The organism is Burkholderia crassaminum (assembly GCF_964265005.1).
Lineage (GTDB): Bacteria > Pseudomonadota > Gammaproteobacteria > Burkholderiales > Burkholderiaceae > Burkholderia.
On the sequence record NZ_OZ183799.1, the window covers coordinates 596,881 to 618,149 of the forward strand.

Genomic DNA, 21,269 nt, shown 5'->3' on the forward strand with positions numbered 1-21,269 from the left:
CGCGTTGCCGGCCCGGCCGTCAAATGAAAAAGCCCGCGTGATGCGGGCTTTTTCATTTGACGGACCGGGCCGGCGGCAAGTGCCGCGCGCCGTCAGCGCAACTGGCTCATCGCGGTGCGGTGAAACCGGATGTTCTCCAGGATCTGCTTGGTCGAGCCCTGCGGCATCTTGTTCGCGCAGAAGTAGTCCTGATAGAGCGCCGAGTGGTAGGCATTCAGCTCGCCATTCTCGATGCGCTGCCAATCGTTCTCGACCGTGCGATCCCAGCCGTCGTGATCCGAATTCAGGCCGGCATACTGGCGCCATTCGTAGGTGTCGCAGCGGATGCCTTCGTAGTTCACGTTGCGTGCGCCGGCCGGGCTCGTGACGACGACTGCGTAGCGCACGACGCCGTCGGTGCCGACCGCGAGCGACTTCGCATCGACGAAGAACTTGAGCGGCGTGTTCTGCGATACGTTGAACGGCAGCAGGTCGCCCGTCTGTGGCAGTGGCGGCAACGAGTCGACCGCATTTTCCTTCCAGGTGCCCTGGCGGTCCAGCAGATACACGAACTCGCTGTCATCCTTGTTGGTCGGCGTCTTCGAATTCGCGCAACCTGCCAGCGTGGCCGCCGCGGCAATCGATGCGAGCGCGAGAGCAATCGCTTTCAATATGCATTCCTCGTAAAAAAAGGGCGCGACACCTAGGTCGCGCCCGGTCATGCAGTTCGATTCGTCATTTGCCGACGATCACGTGGGGCGGCATCTCGTCGAGTATGCTCGCTTCCACTTCGATCTCCGAACAGACTACCGATGTGTCGACAATCGTCAGCGTCTGCTGGGCCTGTACGCCAATGACGCGCGGATAGCGCGACAGACGCGGCCCACGCGGCTTCTCGGCTCGCTGCGCCGGGCGGCGCAGGAAGCGCGACAGTTCCGTCAGCGCCAACTGATAGACATCCCGCTTGAACTCGATCACCGCATCGAGCGGCACCCAGTACTCGTTCCAGCGCCACGCATCGAACTCCGGGTGGTCGGTCGCGCGCAAGCAAATGTCGCAATCGCGTCCAACCATCCGCAGCAGGAACCAGATCTGCTTCTGGCCGCGGTAATGACCGCGTACTTCGCGTTTGATGAACTTGTCAGGCACCTCGTAACGCAACCAGTCGCGAGTGCGGCCGATTATCTTGACGTGTTCCGGATGCAGGCCCGTTTCCTCGTGCAGTTCCCGGTACATTGCCTGCATGGGGGTCTCGCCGTACTTGATCCCACCTTGAGGAAACTGCCAGGAATGCTCGCGGAGCCGCTTGCCCCAAAACACCTCGTTGCGCGCGTTCAAGAGGATGATGCCGACGTTCGGGCGAAAGCCTTCACGATCCAGCATACAACCACCTTCGAATCCTTTAAAATTGCTTTGATTATAAACAGATAACGGGCGCTGCGCACCGTGACGGAGCGAATCCGCGCGGGGTACACCGGCTGAATTGTCCCTGATTAGTCTGCTACGTCGTCTGCGCCATCGTCGTCCATTGTTGTTCGCCGCGCGCAGCTCTTTCACCTTGAAACTTTTTCGGGCGCCCCGCCTGGGGGCGCCGTTTTTGGAACCGTCCGCATGAAAGCTTCCCGTTTCTTTATCGGCACCCTGAAAGAAGCACCCGCCGACGCAGAGATCGTCAGCCACAAGCTGATGGTGCGCGCCGGCATGATCCGTCGCGTCGCCGGCGGCATCTATAACTACCTGCCGGTCGGCCTGCGTTCGATTCGCAAGGTCGAGGCGATCGTGCGCGAGGAAATGAACCGGGCGGGCGCCATCGAGCTGCTGATGCCGGCCGTGCAACCAGCCGAACTGTGGCAGGAATCGGGCCGCTGGGAACAGTACGGCCCCGAGCTGCTGCGCTTCAAGGATCGCAAGGACAACGACTTCGTGATCGGGCCGACGCACGAGGAGGTCATCACCGACATCGCGCGCAACCAGATCAAGAGCTACCGGCAGATGCCGGTGAACTTCTACCAGATCCAGACGAAGTTCCGCGACGAGATCCGTCCGCGTTTCGGCGTGATGCGCGGCCGCGAATTCATCATGAAGGACGCGTACTCGTTCGACAAGGATGCGGCTGGCCTGAACGAGTCGTATCGCAAGATGTACGACGCGTACGTGCGCATCTTCACGCGCCTCGGCCTCGAGTTCCGGGCGGTCGCGGCCGACAGCGGCTCGATCGGCGGCAACTTCTCGCACGAATTCCACGTGATTGCCGACACCGGTGAGGACGCGATCGCGTACTGCCCGACGTCCGAGTTCGCGGCGAACATCGAGGCGGCCGAAGCGCTGCCGCTGATCGCCGAACGCGCGGCGCCGGCCGAGGCGATGGCGAAGGTCGCGACGCCGGGCAAGGCGAAGTGCGAAGCCGTCGCCGAATTGCTGGCGATCCCGCTCGAGCGCACGATCAAGTCGATCGTGCTCGCGACCGACAACGAAGGCGCCGAGCCGACCATCTGGCTCGTGATGCTGCGCGGCGACCACGACCTGAACGAGATCAAGGTGTCGAAGCTGCCGGGCCTGAAGAACCACCGCTTTGCGACCGAGCAGGAAATCGTCGAGTGGTTCGGCACGCCGCCGGGCTACCTCGGCCCGGTCGGCACGAAGAAGCCGGTGAAGGTCATCGCGGACCGCACGGTCGCGAACATGAGCGATTTCGTCGTCGGCGCGAACGAGGTCGACTATCACATCGCCGGCGTGAACTGGGGCCGCGACCTGCCGGAACCGGACGTCGCCGACGTGCGCAACGTGAAGAAGGGCGACGCGTCGCCGGACGGCAAGGGTGTGATCGACATCTGCCGCGGCATCGAAGTCGGCCACGTGTTCCAGCTCGGCACCAAGTACTCGGAAGCGATGGGCGCGACGTTCCTCGACGAGTCGGGCAAGCCGCAGCCGATGCTGATGGGCTGTTACGGCGTCGGCGTCACGCGCATTCTCGGCGCGGCGATCGAACAGAACTTCGACGAGCGCGGCATCATCTGGCCCGAGTCGATCGCGCCGTTCGAAGTCGTGCTGTGCCCGATGGGCTATGACCGCAGCGACATGGTGCGCGAGACCGCCGACAAGCTGTACGCGGAACTCGCCGCGGCCGGCATCGACGTGATCCTCGACGACCGTGGCGAGCGCCCGGGCGTGATGTTCGCCGACTGGGAGCTGATCGGCGTGCCGCATCGTCTCGTGATCGGCGAGCGCGGCCTGAAGGAAGGCAAGATCGAGTATCAGGGCCGCCGCGACGCCGAGGCGACGCTGCTGCCGGCCGACGCGGCTGCGGCGACGGTCGCGGAGAAGATCCGCGCCGCGCTCGCGCGCTAAGCGCACCGACCGGGGAACGCGGTGGAATACACCTTCCTGTCGGCCACCGTGCTCCTGGTGCTGATCACCGATCCGCTCGGCAACATCCCGCTGTTCATTTCGGCCATGCGGGATGTGCCGCGTGAGCGGCGCGTGAAGCTGATCCTGCGTGAAGTAGGGATTGCGTTCGTGATCCTGCTGTTCTTCATGCTGGTCGGCGACCGCTTCCTGCGGATGATGAGCCTCACCGACCTGTCGCTGCGGCTCGGCGGCGGGATCGTGCTGTTCCTGATCGCGCTGCGGATGATCTTCCCGCATCCGGACGGCGCACTCGGCAGCGATCCGCGCGCGGGCGGCGAGCCGTTCATCGTGCCGCTCGCAATTCCGGCGCTCGCCGGGCCGTCCGCGCTTGCGACGGTGATGCTGCTGACGTCGCAGGGGCCCGGCAAGATGCTCGAGTGGGTCGGCGCGCTGACGGTCACGATGATCGTCTGCGCGGTGACGCTGGTGCTGGCCGAGCGGATCCAGCAATGGATCGGCGAACGGACCGTCGCGGCGTTCGAGCGGCTGATGGGCCTCGTGCTCGTCGCGATTTCGGTCGAGATGATGTTGGGCGGCATCCGCGCGTTCGTGCACCAGCTGTAGGGCCGAGCGGCGCGCGCCCACAAAAAAGCGGCGCTCCGGGAGACCGGAGCGCCGCTTTCCATTTATATAGTGCGCAGCGGGGCGTTCAGACGTTCGTGGTCAGCGCGCGGATCGTCGGCAGGTTGCGCCAGTAGCCCTTGGCGTCCATCCCGCAGCCGAACACGTAGCGATCCGGCACCGCAAAGCCGCAGAAGTCGGGGTGCAGCGGCTTCGCCTTCGCGAGCGTCTTCTCGCACAGCACGGCCGACATGAAACGTTGCGCGCCCATGTCGAGGATGCGGTCGCGGATCGCGGCCATCGTCTCGCCTTCGTCGAGGATGTCGTCGAGCACGAGCACGATCCGGTCCTTCACCGATTCGCGCGGCGCGACGCGCCAGTGCATTTCCGGGCTGCCCTGCGTCGTGTTGCGGTAGCGGGTCAGGTGGATGTAGTCGAATTCGAGCGGGAAATCGAGATGCGGCAGCAGCATCCCGGTAAACACCGCGGCGCCGCCCATCACCGAGAGAACGAGCGGGAACGCGTCGCCGATCTCGGCGCGGATCGCGTCGGCCATCTTGGAGATCGACGCATTGACGGCATCGGCCGAGACGATCTCTTCGGAGTGGTTGAAAATGTGGAGGGCTTCTTCGCGGTTCATGTGTTCTGGCGGGCAGTCGGTATACAAATAAGAATGAAGCAGAACGGCGGGCGCGCGCTACAGCAAAAACCCGCGCGCCGGCCGACGGGCGGAATCAGCGCATGCCGGGCATCATGCCCTTCAGGCCGCGCATCATCTTCTGCATGTTGCCGCCCTTCAGCTTCTTCATCATCGTACGCATCTGGTCGTACTGGTTCAGCATCCGGTTGACTTCCTGCACCGGCACGCCCGCGCCGGCTGCAATGCGGCGCTTGCGCGTCGCCTTGATGATCTCGGGTTTCGCGCGCTCCGCGGGCGTCATCGAGCTGATGATGCCTTCCATCCGGCGGATCGACTTCTCGGCCTGGCCCATGTCGGCGCCTGCGGCTGCCTGCTGGAATTGCGCGGGGAGTTTATCCATCAGCGACGACAGGCCGCCCATGTTCTTCATCTGCGAGATCTGCGCGCGGAAATCGTTCAGGTCGAAGTCGCCGCCTTTCTTGACCTTGTCGGCGAGCTTCTGCGCGGCCTGCACGTCGACGCCGCGCTGCGCCTCCTCGACGAGCGCGAGGATGTCGCCCATGCCGAGGATCCGGTTCGCCATCCGGTCGGGGTGGAACACCTCGAGGCCGTCGAGCTTCTCGGCGACACCGACGAACTTGATCGGCTTGCCCGTGACGTGACGCACCGACAGCGCCGCGCCGCCGCGCGAATCGCCGTCGAGCTTGGTCAGCACGACGCCGGTGAGCGGCAGCGTGTCGTTGAACGCCTTCGCGGTGTTGACCGCGTCCTGGCCGAGCATCGCGTCGACAACGAACAGCGTTTCGGCCGGTTTCAGCGTGTCGTGCAGCGCGGCGATTTCCTGCATCATCGCCTCGTCGATGCCGAGGCGGCCGGCCGTATCGACGATCAGCACGTCATGATAGTGGCGCTTCGCCCAGTCGACGGCCGCGATGGCGATGTCGACGGGCTTCTGGTCCGGTGTGGACGGGAAGAAGTCGGCGCCGACCTGTTCGCTCACCGTTTTCAGCTGCATGATTGCGGCCGGGCGATACACGTCGCACGACACGGTCAGCACTTTCTTCTTGTACTTCTCGCGCAGCAGCTTCGCGAGCTTGCCGGCGGTCGTGGTCTTGCCCGCGCCCTGCAGGCCGGCCATCAGGATCACCGCGGGCGGCGTGACCGCGAGGTTCAGCTCGGCGGCCTTGCCTTCGTAGTCGCCGCCGATCACGGCGGTCAGTTCCTTCTGGACCACGCCGACGAGCGCCTGGCCTGGCGACAGGCTGCTGATCACTTCTTCGCCGAGCGCCTTTTCCTTGACCTTGGCGATGAATTCGCGGACGACGGGCAGCGAGACGTCGGCCTCCAGCAGCGCGAGACGCACCTCGCGGAGCATCTCCTGGGTGTTCGCCTCGGTAAGCCGGGCCTCGCCGCGCAGCGTCTTGACGACGCGCGCCATCCGTTGAGTGAGATTGTCGAGCATGGGGAGCGATGGACAGTGGGGCCCGAAGGCGCGGCGGAACCGAACAAAGGGAGCCGTCGCGGGAAGGGGGCCTAGTGTAAACTTCGAACATGGATATTGTACTGTATGCCCTCACCGCATTCCTGTACGGCGGCCTCGCCGTCGCAGGCTGGCGCACGCACCGTCAGGGCGCGACGCCGCTCGTCGCGAGCGTGCCGGCCGTGCCGGTTCCCGCGTCTGCCGCGTCCGGGATGAGCGGGGCCGGCCGCGCGCTGCTGTTTGCCGCGCTCGTCGCGCACGGCGTGCTGCTCCACACGACCATCTTCCCGAACGACGCGATGGTGTTCGGCTTCGCGTTCGCGCTGTCCGCGATGTTCTGGCTCGGCGCCGGCATCTACTGGATCGAGAGCTTCTTCTTCCCGCTCGACAGCCTGCGGCTGCTCGTGCTCCCGCTCGCGTGCGGCGCATCGCTGCTGCCGCTCGTGTTCGGCGGCGTGCGGGTGCTTCCTTATGCCGCAGCGCCGCTGTTCAAGCTGCATTTCCTGATCGCGAACATCGCGTACGGGCTGTTCGCGATCGCCGCGCTGCACGCGATCCTGATGCTGATGGTCGAGCGGCGCCTGCAGTCGCTGAGAAGCGGCGGGCGCGACGGCTCGACGGGCTGGATCGCGAGCTGGCTCGAGACGTTGCCGCCGCTGCTCACGCTCGAGAAGCTGCTGTTTCGCCTGATCGGCGCCGGCTTCGTGCTGCTCACGCTGACGCTCGCGTCTGGCATCCTGTTCAGCGAGCAGGTCGACGCGCGCGCGCTGCGGCTCGACCACAAGACCGTATTCGCGATCCTGTCGTGGCTGATGTTCGGCGGTCTGCTGGTCGCCCGCAAGACGTCGGGCTGGCGTGGCCGTGGTGCTGCGCGCTGGGTGCTCGTGTCGTTCGCCGCGCTGCTGCTCGCGTATGTCGGCAGCCGGTTCGTTTTCGAGGTGCTGCTGCACCGTTCCGTGGTTTGACCGCAGGTTTCCGATGCGACAGATTCTTCTCCTGATTCTTCTCTTCTTCGCGGGTTCGTGGCTTGCGCGCAAGCTGCGCCAGGCCCAGGAGCAAGCGCAGGCCCGCACCGGCCGCGGCGCGGGTTACGACGGCGCGTCCGGTGCCGGCGGCGCCGGCGCTGCGCGCCCGAACGGCGACGCGCGGTCGCTGCCCGAGCCGATGGTGCGCTGCGCCGAATGCGGCGTGCATGCGCCGAAAGGCGATGCGATTGCGGCGGGTGGCGACTACTTCTGCAGTGCCGAGCACGCCCAGCGCCACGCCGCGCGTACGAGCGGTCACGACGCGCGATGAGCGACGCGCCGCTGTTGTCGGTCGACGCGAACGGCTGGGTGCGCGAAGCGCGCCATGCGCCGTCGCCGAACTTCGAGGCGCGGCCCGCGGGCGCGGTGCCGACGCTCGTGATCGTCCACAACATCAGCCTGCCGCCCGGTGAGTTCGGCGGCGACGCGATCGAGTCGCTGTTCCTGAATCGCCTCGACTGCGATGCGCACCCCTATTACCAGAGCCACCTGCGCGGCGTGCGCGTGTCCGCGCACTTCCTGATCCGCCGCGGCGGCGAACTGGTGCAGTTCGTGTCGTGCGACGAGCGCGCGTGGCACGCGGGCTCGTCCGAGTTCTTCGGCCGGGTGCGCTGCAACGACTTCTCGATCGGCATCGAGCTCGAAGGCGCGGACGACGTGCCGTTCGACGATGCGCAATACGCGGTCCTGGCCGCGCTCTCCCGCGCGCTCGCCGAGCGCTATCCGGTCGACGCATTCGCGGGGCACTCGGACGTCGCGCCGGGCCGCAAGACCGACCCGGGCCCGCACTTCGATTGGCAACGCTTCGCAGGCGATGCCGGCTTTTCCGCCGAATACTTTCCTTTCCGTCAGCACTGAGCGCAGGGTTTTTGAACCGGCGAAATTTTTTTTTCCGACCAATGCCTTGTCACGTCTACCCCTCCGGGAGGCGGGGGTGATGTCAATACCTTCAGCGCAAATTATCCGTTTTGACCTCGTCCGAATGTCCACTATACTTGGTGCCAGTTGAGCAATTCTGCACTAGATATAGTGTGTGTCGCAGGGGAAACCCGAGCGGCGCCGGCCGGCGGGCAACGCCGGCGGACAGGGTTCTCAGGGCGGCGCGTCAGGCCGGGCGGTCCGGGCGTCGCGATCAGCGCAGCGAACTTCGGCGGGGCAGGGTACACATGACGAAGCACACGACCGGATCGGTTGTCGCGCATCGACCGAACCGGCTTCCCCGGCGCATCGCTCGCCTCTTACCGCTCGCGCACCGCGTTGCGCAGCGTTCGTTTTAATCCGCGGTTCTCTCCGCACCACCCAACACCAGGAGCTTTGCACATGCAAACCACCGACAACGCGACGTCCCAGTACGAGAGCGCCTCGAGCCGTCCGCTCGGCGGGACCGAACGGGGCGCGACGGCGCTCGCGCCGCAGGCCACGTTCGCCGACTACAAGGTGATCCGCCGCAACGGCAGCGTAGTGTCGTTCGAACCTTCGAAGATCGCGATCGCGGTGACCAAGGCTTTCCTGGCCGTCAACGGCGGGCAGGGCGCGGCATCGGCGCGCGTGCGCGAGCAGGTCGAGCAACTGACGCACAACGTCGTGCGCGCGCTCGTGCGCAGCCGCCCGAACGGCGGTACGTTCCATATCGAAGACATCCAGGACCAGGTCGAACTCGCGCTGATGCGCGGCGGCGAGCACAACGTCGCGCGTGCGTACGTGCTGTATCGCGAGAAGCGTCACCTCGAGCGCCAGCATGCGGGCGAGGAAGCGGCGGCAGCGGGCGGCGAGTCGAGCACCGGCATCAACGTCGTCGACAACGGCGTCACGCGCCCGCTCGACCTGAACGCACTGCGCGCGCTGATCGTGTCGTCGTGCGACGGCCTCGGCGCTGCGGTTAACCCTGACCCGATCGTCGCCGAAACGGTGAAGAACCTGTACGACGGCGTGCCGATGAGCCAGGTCTACGACTCGGCGATCCTCGCAGCGCGCACGATGATCGAGAAGGATCCGGCATACAGCCAGGTCACGGCCCGCATCCTGCTGCACACGATCCGTCGCGAGATCCTCGGCGAGGAAGTGGTGCAGTCCGAGATGTCGGCCCGCTACGCGGAATACTTCCCGCAGTTCCTGAAGCGCGGCGTCGACGCCGGCCTGCTCGACGACAAGCTGCTGCAGTTCGACCTGAAGCGTCTCGGCGAAGCGCTCGACGCGAACCGCGACCTGCAGTTCGGCTACCTCGGCCTGCAGACGCTGTACGACCGCTACTTCCTGCACGTCGAAGGCAGCCGCATCGAAATGCCGCAGGCATTCTTCATGCGCGTCGCGATGGGCCTGTCGCTGAACGAGATCGATCGCGAAACGCGCGCGATCGAGTTCTATAACGTGCTGTCGAGCTTCGACTTCATGAGCTCGACGCCGACGCTGTTCAACTCGGGCACGCACCGCTCGCAGCTGTCGTCGTGCTACCTGACGACGGTCGCGGATGATCTCGACGGCATCTATGAAGCGCTGAAGGAAAACGCGCTGCTGTCGAAGTTCGCCGGCGGCCTCGGCAACGACTGGACGCGCGTGCGTGCACTCGGCTCGCATATCAAGGGCACGAACGGCAAGTCGCAAGGCGTGGTCCCGTTCCTGAAGGTCGTCAACGACACGGCCGTCGCGGTGAACCAGGGCGGCAAGCGCAAGGGCGCGGTCTGCGCGTACCTCGAATCGTGGCACCTCGACATCGAGGAGTTCCTGGAGCTGCGCAAGAACACCGGCGACGACCGCCGCCGCACGCACGACATGAACACGGCGAACTGGATCCCCGACCTGTTCATGAAGCGCGTGATGGAAGGCGCCGACTGGACGCTGTTCTCGCCGTCGACCTGCCCGGACCTGCACGACAAGTTCGGCGCCGATTTCGAGAAGGCTTACACGGCTTACGAAGAGAAGGTCGCGCGCGGCGAGATCAAGCTGTTCAAGAAGATCCCGGCGGCGCAGCTCTGGCGCAAGATGCTCGGCATGCTGTTCGAGACGGGCCACCCGTGGATCACGTTCAAGGATCCGTGCAACGTGCGTTCGCCGCAGCAGCACGTCGGCGTCGTCCACTCGTCGAACCTGTGCACGGAAATCACGCTGAACACGAGCGACACCGAAATCGCGGTGTGCAACCTCGGCTCGGTAAACCTCGTCGCCCACCTGGTGAAGCAGGCCGACGGCAGCTACGCGCTCGACCACGACAAGCTGAAGCGCACGATCAGCGTCGCGATGCGCATGCTCGACAACGTGATCGACATCAACTACTACGCGGTGCCGAAGGCGCGTAACTCGAACCTGAAGCACCGTCCGGTCGGCATGGGCATCATGGGCTTCCAGGACTGCCTGCACCTGCTGCGCACGCCGTACGCGTCGACCGAAGCGGTCGAGTTCGCCGATCGTTCGATGGAAGCGGTCTGCTACTACGCGTACCACGCGTCGACCGAGCTGGCCGAGGAGCGCGGCCGCTACTCGAGCTACCGCGGCTCGCTGTGGGATCGCGGCATCCTCCCGCAGGACACGCTGAAGCTGCTGGCCGAAGCGCGCGGCGGCTACGTCGAGGTCGACACGTCGGAGTCGCTCGACTGGACGACGCTGCGTTCGCGGATCGCCACGCACGGCATGCGCAACTCGAACTGCGTCGCGATCGCACCGACGGCGACGATCTCGAACATCATCGGCGTGTCGGCCTGTATCGAGCCGACGTTCCAGAACCTGTACGTGAAGTCGAACCTGTCGGGCGAATTCACGGTGGTGAACGAGTACCTGGTGCGCGACCTGAAGGAACGCGGCCTGTGGGACGAAGTGATGGTCGCCGACCTGAAGTACTTCGACGGCATGCTGTCGCGCATCGACCGCATCCCGGCCGACCTGCGTGCGATCTACGCGACCGCGTTCGAAGTGGACCCGACGTGGCTGGTCGAAGCGGCATCGCGTCGCCAGAAGTGGATCGACCAGGCGCAGTCGCTGAACATCTACATGGGCGGCGCGTCGGGCAAGAAGCTCGACGAGGTCTACAAGCTCGCATGGCTGCGCGGCCTGAAGACGACCTACTACCTCCGCACGATGGCGGCGACGCACGTCGAGAAATCGACGGTCGCACACGGCGCCCTGAACGCCGTGCCGACGGGCGGCGGTTCGAGCAGCGGCGGCGCGCAAGGCGCAGCGGGCGGCTTCGGTGCGGCAGGCGACGCAGCATCGTCGTCGGGCGCAGTCGACGCAGCGCCGGCACTCGCGCCGGTCGAGGCAGATGGTCCGGTGTGCACGATGCGTCCGGGCGATCCTGGCTTCGACGAGTGCGAAGCGTGCCAGTAACGCAGTGCGCCTGACCTGAGAAGCAGGCAAGGGCGGCGCACACGACGACCGATCGAGGTTGAAGTGTGGGCCGCTCTCAACTAAAAAAATGATAAGGAATCTGTAACGCACCACCTGCGTTGCAGGCAGTGACAAGCGATCGAAACATCCCCGACGACGTCGTGTTTCGATCAGCGTTCGATGCGTCGAGCGCACCTCGCGATACACGCGCGACTCACATCGCGCGCTGCATGAACGACGATGCGTTGCTCAAAGTGTTGTATCGAGGTCGCAACGCGAATCGAAAAAAGGATTTTTCGTGAGCGAACCCTTTTATCGCTCAGGAAAAGATGGTACAAACCGTTCTAAATTGATGGTGAGAATTTATGCTCAACTGGGATGACGAGAAGACTGCCGTAACCCCCGCGAGCGGAGCGCAGCAAAACGCGATGCGCACCTCCGCCGGGATGGCTGTCGGAATGCAGGCTGCAACGCCTGCCGCCCATCAGGTCCGTGACATTTTCGAAGGCGATCTTGCGGTGCCGCCGCAAGCATCGGCTGTTCCCGCCGGCGGTTCGGAAGCGCGGGTCAATGTCGCCGACAAGCGCATCATCAACGGCCAGACTGACGTGAATCAGCTGGTGCCGTTCAAGTACAAGTGGGCGTGGGAAAAGTATCTGGCCGGTTGCGCGAACCACTGGATGCCGCAGGAAATCAACATGTCCCGCGACATCGCACTGTGGAAGGACCCGAACGGTCTGACCGAGGACGAGCGCCGCATCGTGAAGCGCAACCTCGGCTTCTTCGTGACGGCCGATTCGCTCGCGGCGAACAACATCGTGCTCGGCACGTACCGCCACATCACGGCGCCCGAGTGCCGGCAGTTCCTGCTGCGCCAGGCGTTCGAGGAAGCGATCCACACGCACGCGTACCAATACATTGTCGAATCGCTCGGTCTCGACGAAGGCGAGATCTTCAACGCGTACCACGAGGTCTCGTCGATCCGCGCGAAGGACGAATTCCTGATCCCGTTCATCCATACGCTGACGGATCCGGCCTTCAAGACCGGCACGCTCGAAGCGGATCAGAAGCTGCTGAAGTCGCTGATCGTGTTCGCCTGCATCATGGAAGGGCTGTTCTTCTATGTCGGGTTCACGCAGATCCTCGCGCTCGGCCGCCAGAACAAGATGACGGGTGCTGCAGAGCAATATCAGTACATCCTGCGCGACGAGTCGATGCACTGCAACTTCGGCATCGACCTGATCAACCAGATCAAGCTCGAGAATCCGCATCTCTGGACCGCGGAATTCCGCGCCGAGATCCGTGAGCTGTTCAAGCAGGCTGTCGAACTCGAATACCGCTACGCCGAAGACACGATGCCGCGCGGCGTGCTGGGTTTGAACGCGTCGATGTTCAAGAGCTATCTGCGCTTCATCAGCAACCGCCGTTGCCAGCAGATCGGCCTCGATCCGCTGTACCCGAACGAGGAAAACCCGTTCCCGTGGATGAGCGAGATGATCGACCTGAAGAAGGAACGCAACTTCTTCGAGACGCGTGTGATCGAGTATCAGACGGGGGGCGCGCTGTCCTGGGAATAACCCGCAGCAGCGAACCCGTCACATGATGTGAGCAGCCGGCGGCCTCTCGGCCCCGGTCCAAGGTTTAGGAGCAAGAACGCCTGATGCAAAGCATGCCCGGTGCCTTAACGGCCCAACGATACGACAGGCACTTTGCGAACCCTTCAGTGGGATGGGCAAACTTCCCTCCGGATAAAGCGGACGGCCGTGTGGCGGTCCGCTTGATCAAGCGATTAGGGGTAGCGGCGCGAGGTGCGCCGGCTACCGACTTGATTTGGCGCGCGAGGCCGGGTGGTCACGCGCGCCATACCGTATTCATTAGCGTAAGCGCGTGGTATCCGCGTACGCCGATGAATAGCCCGCTTCGAAGCGCACGTCCTGAACAGCGTCCGCGGGAAGCGGGTTTTGACGAAGGGTGTAGTTTGAACTGACTCTCATCTGAACCTGAAGGAGAACAACATGGCTACCGCCAAGAAGAAACCGGCTGCTAAGAAGGTTGCTGCCAAGAAGACCGTTGCGAAGAAGGCTGCTGCTCCGGCGAAGAAGGCCGCTGCAGTGAAGAAGGTTGCTGCCAAGAAGGTCGCGGTGAAGAAGGTTGCCGCGAAGAAGGCAGCGCCGGCGAAGAAGGCCGCAGCGAAGAAGGTTGCAGCCAAGAAGGTCGCAGTGAAGAAGGTTGCTGCGAAGAAGGCAGCACCGGCGAAGAAGGCCGCAGCGAAGAAGGTTGCAGTCAAGAAAGTCGCAGTGAAGAAGGTTGCTGCGAAGAAGGCCGCACCGGCGAAGAAGGCTGCTGCCAAGAAGGCCGCACCGGCGAAGAAGGCTGCTGCCAAGAAGGCTGCGCCGGCGAAGAAGGCTGCTGCTAAGAAGGCTGCGCCTGCCAAGAAGGCTGCCGCGAAGAAGGCTGCGCCTGCTGCGAAGAAGGCTGCCCCTGCGAAGAAGGCCGCCGCACCTGCTGCGACGAAGGCTGCCGCTCCGGCCAAGAAGGCTGCGGCTCCGAAGAAGGCTGCTGCTCCGAAGAAGGCCGTCGTGAAGAAGGCTGCACCGGCAACGACCGCGTCGACCGCATCGGTTGCGCCGGCATCGGGCGTGAAGACCGCGCTCAACCCGGCAGCGGCATGGCCGTTCCCGACCGGCAGCCGTCCGTAATCGAGGCTGACCTGCACCACCCGGACACTCACGTGGTGTCCGTGGGTTGAGTAGCGCTACTCAATCAGTCCCGCCATCTGGCTCAGGTGGCGGGATTTTTTTCGTCCGTCGTTGTCGGTGTGCCGGATGCCCGGATGCGGCGAATACGGACGAAAAAAAACGCATGTGCAGCTTCGCACATGCGTTCGACCGCGGCTTGCGCCGCGAGCTGAGGTACCTGTTAGTGCGTGACGCGCGTGACGCCGCCGCTCGACAGCAGTCGCACGCGCTCGCCGGCGCGGAACGCTTCGCCGCTTGCTGCCTGCGTGATCGAGCGCAGATCGCCGTTGTCGAGGCGCACGGTGATTTCGACACCGTTCGCCGTGCTGAGGTTTTCGCCGACCGCGTTGCCCGCGACCGCGCCGACGAGACCGCCGGCGATCGCGGTCAGGATCGACCCCTTGCCGCCGCCGATCGCGCTGCCTGCCACTGCACCGAGTGCGCCGCCGCCGAGCGTGCCGATCGCACTGCCGGCACCGTCGGACTGGATGCGCACTGCACGGACGCTTTCGACCGTGCCCATGCGGACCGTCTGTTCGCGCTGCGCCTGGCCGACGCTATAGACATCCGCCGAGCCAGGTGCGGTGAAGCAACCGGTGAGCGTCAGCGAGGCCGTCAGCATGGCTGCTAGCGTGAGGGTCTTTTTCGTCAACATCTTTGCTCTCCCACAATATTCATTTGAGACTGTAACCGAATGCAGTCTCGAAGCGCGCGTCGATCTCGGCGCGCGTCAGTACGTAAGTCTGGGGCCCCTGATGGGCGATCTTGAGCGAGCCCATCAGGCTCGCGAGGCGGCCCGTGGTTGCCCAGTCGAGGCCATGCTCGATGCCGTACAGCAGGCCGCCCCGGAAGGCGTCGCCGCAGCCGGTCGGATCGGCGATGCGCTCGGCCGGTACGACAGGAATCTGCTCCGTGCCCTGCTTGTGGCGGATGGTCGCGCCGTGCTCGCCACGTGTAATGACGAGGGCGTCGACCCGGCTGGCGATTTCATCTTCGGACCATCCCGTCTTGTCGCTCACCAGCTTGGCCTCGTAGTCGTTGACCGCCACATAGGTCGCAAGTTCAATGCTGCGGCGCAGCGTCGCACCGTCGAACAGCGGCAAGCCCTGGCCCGGATCGAACACGAACGGCACACCGGCCCTGGCGAGCTCTTCCACGTGCTGCACCATCCCTCCGAAGCCGTCAGGGCCGACGATCGCGAGCTTGATGTCCGGCGCGTCGCCCGCATGGTTCAAGTGCGATTGCATCATCGCGCCCGGGTGGAACGCCGCGATCTGGTTGTTGTCGAGATCGGTCGTGATCATCGCCTGCGCCGTATACGTGTCGGGCAGCACGAGAACGTGGTCGCGACGCAGGCCGAGCTGGTCGAGCCGGTCGAGATACGGCTGCGCGTCGAGCGCGCCCATCGTTCCCATCATGCGTGCATCGCCGCCGAGCAGGTGCAGCGCGTACGCGATGTTGCCCGCGCAGCCGCCGAATTCGCGGCGCATCGTCGGCACGAGGAAGCTCAGGTTGATGAGGTGCACCTGGTCGGGCAGGATGTGCTCGCGGAACCGCCCTTCGAAAGTCATGATGGAGTCGTAGGCGATCGAGCCGCAAATCAACGTAGCCAAGGTGTGCGTTCCTGTAGAAATGAGGGACCCTGCGCGACAACGCCGCGCGAAAGGCGCGGCGCGGCAGGGGAGTGCGAAAGAAAGCTTACTTCAGTGCGGCGAGCGCTGCATCGTAGTTCGGCTCGTCCTTGATTTCGCCGACGAGTTCCGCGTGGATCACCTTGTCCTGCGCGTCGAGCACGACAACCGCACGTGCGGTCAGGCCGTTCAGCGGGCCGCTCGTCACGTCGACACCGTACGCGTTCGCGAACGCGCGGCCGGTGCGGAACGTCGAAGCCGTCACGACATTCTCGAGGCCTTCGGTCGTGCAGAAGCGCGTAGCGGCGAACGGCAGGTCGGCGGACACGACAACGACCACCGTGTTGTCGAGCGACGATGCGGCTTCGTTGAACTTGCGGGTCGACGTCGCGCAGGTCGGCGTGTCGAGGCTCGGTACGATGTTCAGCACCTTGCGCTTGCCGGCGAAACTGGCGAGCGACAGGTCGGCGAGATCCTTGCCGACCAGCTTGAAATCGGCGCCTTGCGCGCCGACGGCCGGGAACGTGCCGGCGAGATCGATCGGGTTGCCACCCAGCGTAACTTTGCTCATGTTCGTGCTCCGAAATAGCGCGCCGCTCGGGCGCGCGGGTTGAGACGGGCGCGCATGCGCGCGCCGCGGCGCGTCACGGATAGAAGATCTGGACGCGGAAATTCGAGGCAGGCGTGCCGTTCGTTTCGACGCGGACGACCATCGTCTGCGTCGTGCCGGGCGGCAACCCGGCGTCGATCGGCGTGCCTGGGCGCACATAGTCACGCGGCGCGAGCACGCGGCGCACGGTCACGTGATTGGTGTCGTCGAGCAGCGTCAGCTCGAGCGACGGGTAAGCGAGCGCGACACGGTAGCGGTTCGTCAGCGGCACCTTCAGCTCGAGCTCGCGCGGGCCGTCGAGCTGGCGCAGGTCGGTCGCGTCGAGCCGCAGGCCGTCGATCGCGCGCGGCGGCGCGACCTTGCAGCCGAGCGGCGCGCAGGCCTGCCGGAACCAGCCTTGCGTGACGGGCCAGTAGATCATCAGCGGTTCGCGTTGCCACCACGCGAGTTGCGCGACGAGGAGCACCGCCAGCACCGCGGCGACGAGGCCGCCGAAGAACCCGCCGAGCATTCCGCGCTGCTGCGGCGCGCGTGTCTCGCGCGTGACGGCGAAGTGCGGGCGATCGTCGTCGGTCAGCGCAGCGGGGAACGGTGCGGCTGGCGTGCCGGTGGCCGCGCCTGGCGTTTCGTCGTGCGGTGTGGTGCCCGTGTCGGTGTCGTGCTCGGAGGTTGCTGCTGCGATGGCCGGCGCCGGTGCGAACGCAAAACGCGGTTCGCGCGGCGCGCGGTCGTCGTCCGGCACGGCGAAGTGCGCGGTGCCGACGGGTTCGGCGGCATCGCGAGCGGTATCTGCGTCCGATGGAAGGTGGGCGACGAAGCGGGGCTCACGCGGGTCGTGCTCGACGGGCGCGGCCGGTGATTCGGTATCCTGCGGCGTCTGCGTCTGCAGCGATTCGGCTGGTTGCGCGACGGCTGCGGCGGTGTCCAGCTCGGCCGGGGAGGGCGCGAACGGTGCGGGCGTACCCGACAGGTGAACGACGCCGGCTTCGGTGGACGGAAGTGCGAGCGGTATCAGCGGCTCGGTGCGCACGGTCTGCACGCTGTGTTGCAGCGACGGGTCGACGCCGGCATCGAGCCACGGCGCCCACATGTCCCAACCTTCAGGCTTGTAATCGGTGTCGGAAGGTGACCCGGCCGGCGCTTCGGCAGTGAACAGCCGGGCAGGCGGGGCCTGATGGTGCGCGTTGCCGTCGTCCGGCGCGGCAGCCGGTTCGGTCAGGACCGGCTCGGGCTGCTGCGCGTGCTCGGGGACGAGCGACTCGGATGCGTTGAAGACTTCGTGGCAGTGCCCGCAGCGCACGAGCCCTTGATGCAGCGAGAGCTGTTCCTGCTGCAGCCGGAAGACGGTTTCGCAATGAGGGCAGCGCGTCGCAAGAAGCATGTCGAGCCGGGCGGCCTGCTGGCCAGAGTGAAGGACAGCGCTATTCTAATGGCTTTCGCGCCGGGTTCCGGCGAGGCATACCCAACCTTCGTGTTCGCGCCAGACCGAGATGTCGACATAGCGTGCGTAGACGGCCGCGACTTCGTCCGCCTGGCGCGCGAGCACGCCCGACAGCGCGATGCGCCCGCCCGGCTTGACCTTCGATGCGAGCATCGACGCCATCAGCTTCAGCGGATTCGACAGGATGTTCGCGACGACGATGTCGAATTCGCCGTCCGGGCACGCATCGGGCAGCCCGTACGTGACTTCCGCACGGTTGCGTTCGCTGTTCTGGCGCGCCGATTCAACCGCCTGCGGATCGATGTCGATGCCGATGACGGGGTTCGCCCCGCATTTCTTCGCGAGGATCGCGAGAATGCCCGAGCCGCAGCCGTAGTCGAGCACCGATTGGCCGGGCTTCACCGATTGCTCGAGCCATTCCATGCACAGGCGCGTGGTCGGGTGGCTGCCGGTGCCGAATGCGAGGCCCGGATCGAGTTCGAGGACGAGCGCATCGGGATCGGGCGCATCGTGCCACGACGGCACGACCCAGATCCGCTCGCCGATCGGGATCGGCTCGAACTGCGATTGCGTGAGCCGCACCCAGTCCTGTTCCTCGACTTCGCGGACGGTGAAGGCCGGCGTCTCGGCGACGCCGATCTCGTTCGCGGCTGCCGCGAGCAGCACGGCCGGCTCGTGATCGGCTGCGAGCAGCGCAACCACGCGCGAGTGCTGCCACGCGGTGCGATCGGGCACGAGGCCCGGCTCGCCGAAGAGCGGCTGTTCGTCGGGCGTGTCGGCGTCGGCGTCTTCCACGGACACCGACAGCGCACCGAGTTCGAGCAGCGCGTCGGACAGCGCCTCCGCATGCTCACGGGCCAGTTCGACGACGAGTTCGCGATAGCTCATGCTTACGCTTCTTCCGGTGCGACCTGCTGCTTCTGGGCGAGCCGGTTTTCGAGGTAATGGATGCTGGTGCCGCCTTCGACGAACTTCGAATCGATCATCAGCTCGCGGTGCAGCGGGATGTTGGTCTGGATGCCTTCGACCACCATTTCGGACAGCGCGATGCGCATCCGGCTGATCGCCTGCTCGCGCGTTGCGCCGTAGGTGATCAGCTTGCCGATCATCGAATCATAGTTCGGCGGCACGAAATAGCCATTGTAGGCATGCGAATCGACGCGCACGCCAGGGCCGCCCGGCGTATGCCACGACGTGATCCGGCCCGGCGACGGCGTGAACTTGAACGGATCTTCGGCGTTGATCCGGCATTCGATCGCATGTCCGCGGAACTGGATGTCGCGCTGGCGCAGCGCGAGCTTCTCGCCGGCCGCGATGCGGATCTGTTCCTGCACGATGTCGACGCCCGTGATCAGCTCCGATACCGGGTGCTCCACCTGCACGCGCGTGTTCATCTCGATGAAGTAGAACTCGCCGTTTTCGTACAGGAATTCGAACGTGCCCGCGCCGAGATAGCCCATCTTCTTGCAGGCGTCCGCGCAGCGGTCGCCGATGCGGTCGATCAGGCGGCGCGGAATACCGGGTGCCGGTGCTTCCTCGATCACCTTCTGGTGGCGGCGCTGCATCGAGCAATCGCGCTCGCCGAGCCAGATCGCGTTCTTGTACGCGTCGGACAGCACCTGGATTTCGATGTGGCGCGGGTTCTCGAGGAACTTCTCCATGTACACCTGCGGGTTGCCGAACGCACGGCCGGCTTCCTCGCGGGTCATGTTGACCGCGTTGACGAGCGCGGCCTCGGTGTGCACGACGCGCATTCCGCGCCCGCCACCGCCGCCGGCTGCCTTGATGATGACCGGATAGCCGATCGTGCGCGCAATCTTGACGATCTCCTTCGGATCGTCCGGCAACGCGCCTTCCGAGCCCGGCACGCACGGCACGCCGGTCTTGATCATCGTCTGCTTGGCGGTGACCTTGTCACCCATCATGCGGATCGTTTCCGGGCGCGGGCCGATGAACGTGAAGCCCGACTGCTCGACGCGTTCCGCGAAATCGGCGTTCTCCGACAGGAAGCCGTAGCCGGGGTGGATCGCCTCGGCGTCGGTGACTTCCGCGGCGCTGATCAGCGCCGGCATGTTCAGGTAGCTCAGGTTCGACGGGGCCGGGCCGATACAGACGGCTTCGTCCGCGAGGCGCACGTACTTGGCTTCCTTGTCGGCTTCCGAGTAGACGACCACCGTCTTGACGCCGAGCTCGCGGCACGCACGCTGGATGCGCAGCGCGATTTCACCGCGGTTGGCAATGAGGATTTTTTCAAACATAGCGAGTATTCGTCTCTTCGAGGGGCGCGCGAACGGCGCCTGGCGGGCATCGGCGGCGCGCGGCCCGCAGGCCGCGCGGCGGACTTAGCCGATCACGAAAAGCGGCTGGCCGTATTCGACGGCCTGGCCGTTCTCGACGAGGATTTCCTTGATCACGCCGGCCTTGTCCGACTCGATCTCGTTGAGCAGCTTCATCGCTTCGATGATGCAGATCGTCTGGCCTTCCTTGACCGTGTCGCCCACCTGGACGAACGGATCCGAGCCCGGCGACGGCGCGCGGTAGAACGTGCCGACCATCGGCGACGTCACGACGTGGCCCTGCGGGACAGCCGGTGCGGCTGCGCCGCCTGCGGCCGGCGCGGCAGCACCTTCGGTCGGCAGCGCGGCCGACGGAGCGGGCGCGCTGAATTGCGGGGCATACCCAGCCGTCGGCTGTACGTAGACCGGCGGTGCGTTCTTGACGATGCGCACCTTGCCTTCGCCTTCCGTCACTTCCAGCTCGGAGATGCCGGATTCGGAAACGAGGTCGATCAGAGTTTTCAGCTTACGAAGATCCATCGGGAATTCCCCTTTCAATACGTGAAAGCGCCGGTTAGGAGCCGGCGCTGAATCTAGATCGCGAAATCAGCCGCGCGACGTGCCTTGCAGCTTGTCGAGCGCGTACTCGAGCGCGTACAGATAACCTTTCCAGCCGAGCCCGCAGATCACGCCTTCGGCCTGGTCGGAAAAGTAGGAGTGGTGCCTGAACGCTTCGCGGCGATGCACGTTCGACAAGTGAACCTCGACGAACGGGATGCCAACGCCGGCGATCGCGTCCCGGATCGCGACGCTCGTGTGCGTGTACGCGGCCGGATTGATCAGGATGAAATCGGTCTGTTCCTCCCGCGCGGCCTGGATGCGGTCGACCAGCGCGCCTTCATGGTTGCTCTGGAACGACGACAGTTCGGCGCCGGCTTCCCGGGCGCGCGCGGCAAGCGCCTGATCGATCTGCGCCAGCGTGACGTGGCCGTACACCTCCGGTTCCCGGGTGCCGAGAAGGTTCAGGTTGGGGCCGTGCAGCACCAGCAATCGTGTCATGGTCGCTTCTATTTCTGCGGAATTGCGCGAACTTTAGCGCTATTTAGAGAAATTTGTCTAGTTTTGCCGAACGGTCGAGTGCGCCCGACCTGCAAGAATTACCG

The 21,269-nt window shown here is 65.1% G+C and carries 21 protein-coding genes; 9 read left to right on the forward strand and 12 right to left on the reverse strand.

Features of this window, described 5'->3' with window-relative positions; all coding sequences use genetic code 11:
* Nucleotides 1-92 precede the first annotated feature (92 nt).
* Together ACPTTF_RS02725 and ACPTTF_RS02730 are read right to left on the reverse strand one after the other, a co-directional pair.
* Complete coding sequence (locus ACPTTF_RS02725) at nucleotides 93-701, reverse strand: CNP1-like family protein (RefSeq protein WP_166964938.1); 609 nt, start codon at nucleotides 699-701, stop codon at nucleotides 93-95.
* A 13-nt stretch (nucleotides 702-714) separates the two neighbouring features.
* Entirely contained in the window at nucleotides 715-1,362 is a 648-nt protein-coding gene (locus ACPTTF_RS02730) for an RNA pyrophosphohydrolase (RefSeq protein WP_423370191.1), read from the reverse strand.
* A 228-nt stretch (nucleotides 1,363-1,590) separates the two neighbouring features.
* On the opposite strand from ACPTTF_RS02730, the gene ACPTTF_RS02735 reads away from it, so the two are divergent.
* A complete protein-coding gene (locus ACPTTF_RS02735) occupies nucleotides 1,591-3,327 on the forward strand; it encodes a proline--tRNA ligase (protein ID WP_166964934.1) in 1,737 nt (578 codons plus the stop codon).
* A gap of 21 nt (nucleotides 3,328-3,348) precedes the next feature.
* Complete coding sequence (locus ACPTTF_RS02740) at nucleotides 3,349-3,951, forward strand: MarC family protein (protein WP_059697879.1); 603 nt, start codon at nucleotides 3,349-3,351, stop codon at nucleotides 3,949-3,951.
* An 85-nt stretch (nucleotides 3,952-4,036) separates the two neighbouring features.
* Here the strand turns inward: ACPTTF_RS02740 and ACPTTF_RS02745 are convergent, their stop codons facing one another.
* Both ACPTTF_RS02745 and ffh read right to left on the reverse strand, forming a co-directional pair.
* On the reverse strand, nucleotides 4,037-4,588 hold the full coding sequence (locus ACPTTF_RS02745) for a hypoxanthine-guanine phosphoribosyltransferase (protein ID WP_069247073.1): 552 nt from the start codon (nucleotides 4,586-4,588) through the stop codon (nucleotides 4,037-4,039).
* Between the two features lie 94 nt (nucleotides 4,589-4,682).
* The gene (gene ffh / locus ACPTTF_RS02750; protein WP_174939063.1) at nucleotides 4,683-6,050 is read right to left on the reverse strand and encodes a signal recognition particle protein; all 1,368 of its coding nucleotides are present in this window, start codon (nucleotides 6,048-6,050) and stop codon (nucleotides 4,683-4,685) included.
* Between the two features lie 89 nt (nucleotides 6,051-6,139).
* On the opposite strand from ffh, the gene ACPTTF_RS02755 reads away from it, so the two are divergent.
* The 7 genes from ACPTTF_RS02755 (at nucleotide 6,140) to ACPTTF_RS02785 (ending at nucleotide 14,109) form a co-directional block, all read left to right on the forward strand.
* Nucleotides 6,140-7,033: a cytochrome C assembly family protein gene (locus ACPTTF_RS02755; RefSeq protein ID WP_011350867.1), complete on the forward strand. Its 894-nt coding sequence runs from the start codon at nucleotides 6,140-6,142 to the stop codon at nucleotides 7,031-7,033.
* Nucleotides 7,034-7,046: 13 nt separating this feature from the next.
* Entirely contained in the window at nucleotides 7,047-7,364 is a 318-nt protein-coding gene (locus ACPTTF_RS02760) for a PP0621 family protein (protein ID WP_423370192.1), read from the forward strand.
* The gene (gene ampD, locus ACPTTF_RS02765) at nucleotides 7,361-7,951 is read left to right on the forward strand and encodes a 1,6-anhydro-N-acetylmuramyl-L-alanine amidase AmpD (protein WP_423370193.1); all 591 of its coding nucleotides are present in this window, start codon (nucleotides 7,361-7,363) and stop codon (nucleotides 7,949-7,951) included. The genes ACPTTF_RS02760 and ampD overlap by 4 nt, the downstream gene beginning before the upstream one ends.
* 462 nt (nucleotides 7,952-8,413) lie before the next feature.
* Nucleotides 8,414-11,410: a ribonucleoside-diphosphate reductase subunit alpha gene (locus ACPTTF_RS02770; protein ID WP_423370194.1), complete on the forward strand. Its 2,997-nt coding sequence runs from the start codon at nucleotides 8,414-8,416 to the stop codon at nucleotides 11,408-11,410.
* Nucleotides 11,411-11,775: 365 nt separating this feature from the next.
* Entirely contained in the window at nucleotides 11,776-12,987 is a 1,212-nt protein-coding gene (locus ACPTTF_RS02775; protein ID WP_166964921.1) for a ribonucleotide-diphosphate reductase subunit beta, read from the forward strand.
* Between the two features lie 83 nt (nucleotides 12,988-13,070).
* Nucleotides 13,071-13,397, forward strand: a complete 327-nt coding sequence (locus tag ACPTTF_RS02780) for a hypothetical protein (protein ID WP_080971037.1) — start codon at nucleotides 13,071-13,073, stop codon at nucleotides 13,395-13,397.
* Nucleotides 13,398-13,425: 28 nt separating this feature from the next.
* On the forward strand, nucleotides 13,426-14,109 hold the full coding sequence (locus ACPTTF_RS02785; RefSeq protein ID WP_166964919.1) for a histone H1-like DNA-binding protein: 684 nt from the start codon (nucleotides 13,426-13,428) through the stop codon (nucleotides 14,107-14,109).
* A gap of 220 nt (nucleotides 14,110-14,329) precedes the next feature.
* On the opposite strand, the gene ACPTTF_RS02790 is transcribed toward ACPTTF_RS02785, so the two are convergent.
* The 8 genes from ACPTTF_RS02790 to aroQ form a co-directional block, all read right to left on the reverse strand.
* The gene (locus tag ACPTTF_RS02790) at nucleotides 14,330-14,803 is read right to left on the reverse strand and encodes a glycine zipper 2TM domain-containing protein (protein WP_166964917.1); all 474 of its coding nucleotides are present in this window, start codon (nucleotides 14,801-14,803) and stop codon (nucleotides 14,330-14,332) included.
* A gap of 19 nt (nucleotides 14,804-14,822) precedes the next feature.
* Nucleotides 14,823-15,761 (reverse strand): carbohydrate kinase family protein, encoded by a 939-nt coding sequence (locus ACPTTF_RS02795; protein WP_423370195.1) that lies wholly within the window; start codon nucleotides 15,759-15,761, stop codon nucleotides 14,823-14,825.
* Nucleotides 15,762-15,846: 85 nt separating this feature from the next.
* Nucleotides 15,847-16,350: a thiol peroxidase gene (gene tpx / locus ACPTTF_RS02800; RefSeq protein ID WP_011350875.1), complete on the reverse strand. Its 504-nt coding sequence runs from the start codon at nucleotides 16,348-16,350 to the stop codon at nucleotides 15,847-15,849.
* A gap of 73 nt (nucleotides 16,351-16,423) precedes the next feature.
* On the reverse strand, nucleotides 16,424-17,770 hold the full coding sequence (locus ACPTTF_RS02805) for a zinc-ribbon and DUF3426 domain-containing protein (protein WP_423370196.1): 1,347 nt from the start codon (nucleotides 17,768-17,770) through the stop codon (nucleotides 16,424-16,426).
* Between the two features lie 45 nt (nucleotides 17,771-17,815).
* On the reverse strand, nucleotides 17,816-18,718 hold the full coding sequence (gene prmA, locus ACPTTF_RS02810) for a 50S ribosomal protein L11 methyltransferase (protein ID WP_166964907.1): 903 nt from the start codon (nucleotides 18,716-18,718) through the stop codon (nucleotides 17,816-17,818).
* Nucleotides 18,719-18,720: 2 nt separating this feature from the next.
* On the reverse strand, nucleotides 18,721-20,088 hold the full coding sequence (accC, locus tag ACPTTF_RS02815) for an acetyl-CoA carboxylase biotin carboxylase subunit (RefSeq protein WP_072436365.1): 1,368 nt from the start codon (nucleotides 20,086-20,088) through the stop codon (nucleotides 18,721-18,723).
* An 84-nt stretch (nucleotides 20,089-20,172) separates the two neighbouring features.
* A complete protein-coding gene (gene accB / locus ACPTTF_RS02820; protein ID WP_166964905.1) occupies nucleotides 20,173-20,646 on the reverse strand; it encodes an acetyl-CoA carboxylase biotin carboxyl carrier protein in 474 nt (157 codons plus the stop codon).
* Between the two features lie 66 nt (nucleotides 20,647-20,712).
* A complete protein-coding gene (aroQ, locus tag ACPTTF_RS02825) occupies nucleotides 20,713-21,165 on the reverse strand; it encodes a type II 3-dehydroquinate dehydratase (protein WP_111015348.1) in 453 nt (150 codons plus the stop codon).
* Nucleotides 21,166-21,269: the final 104 nt, after the last annotated feature.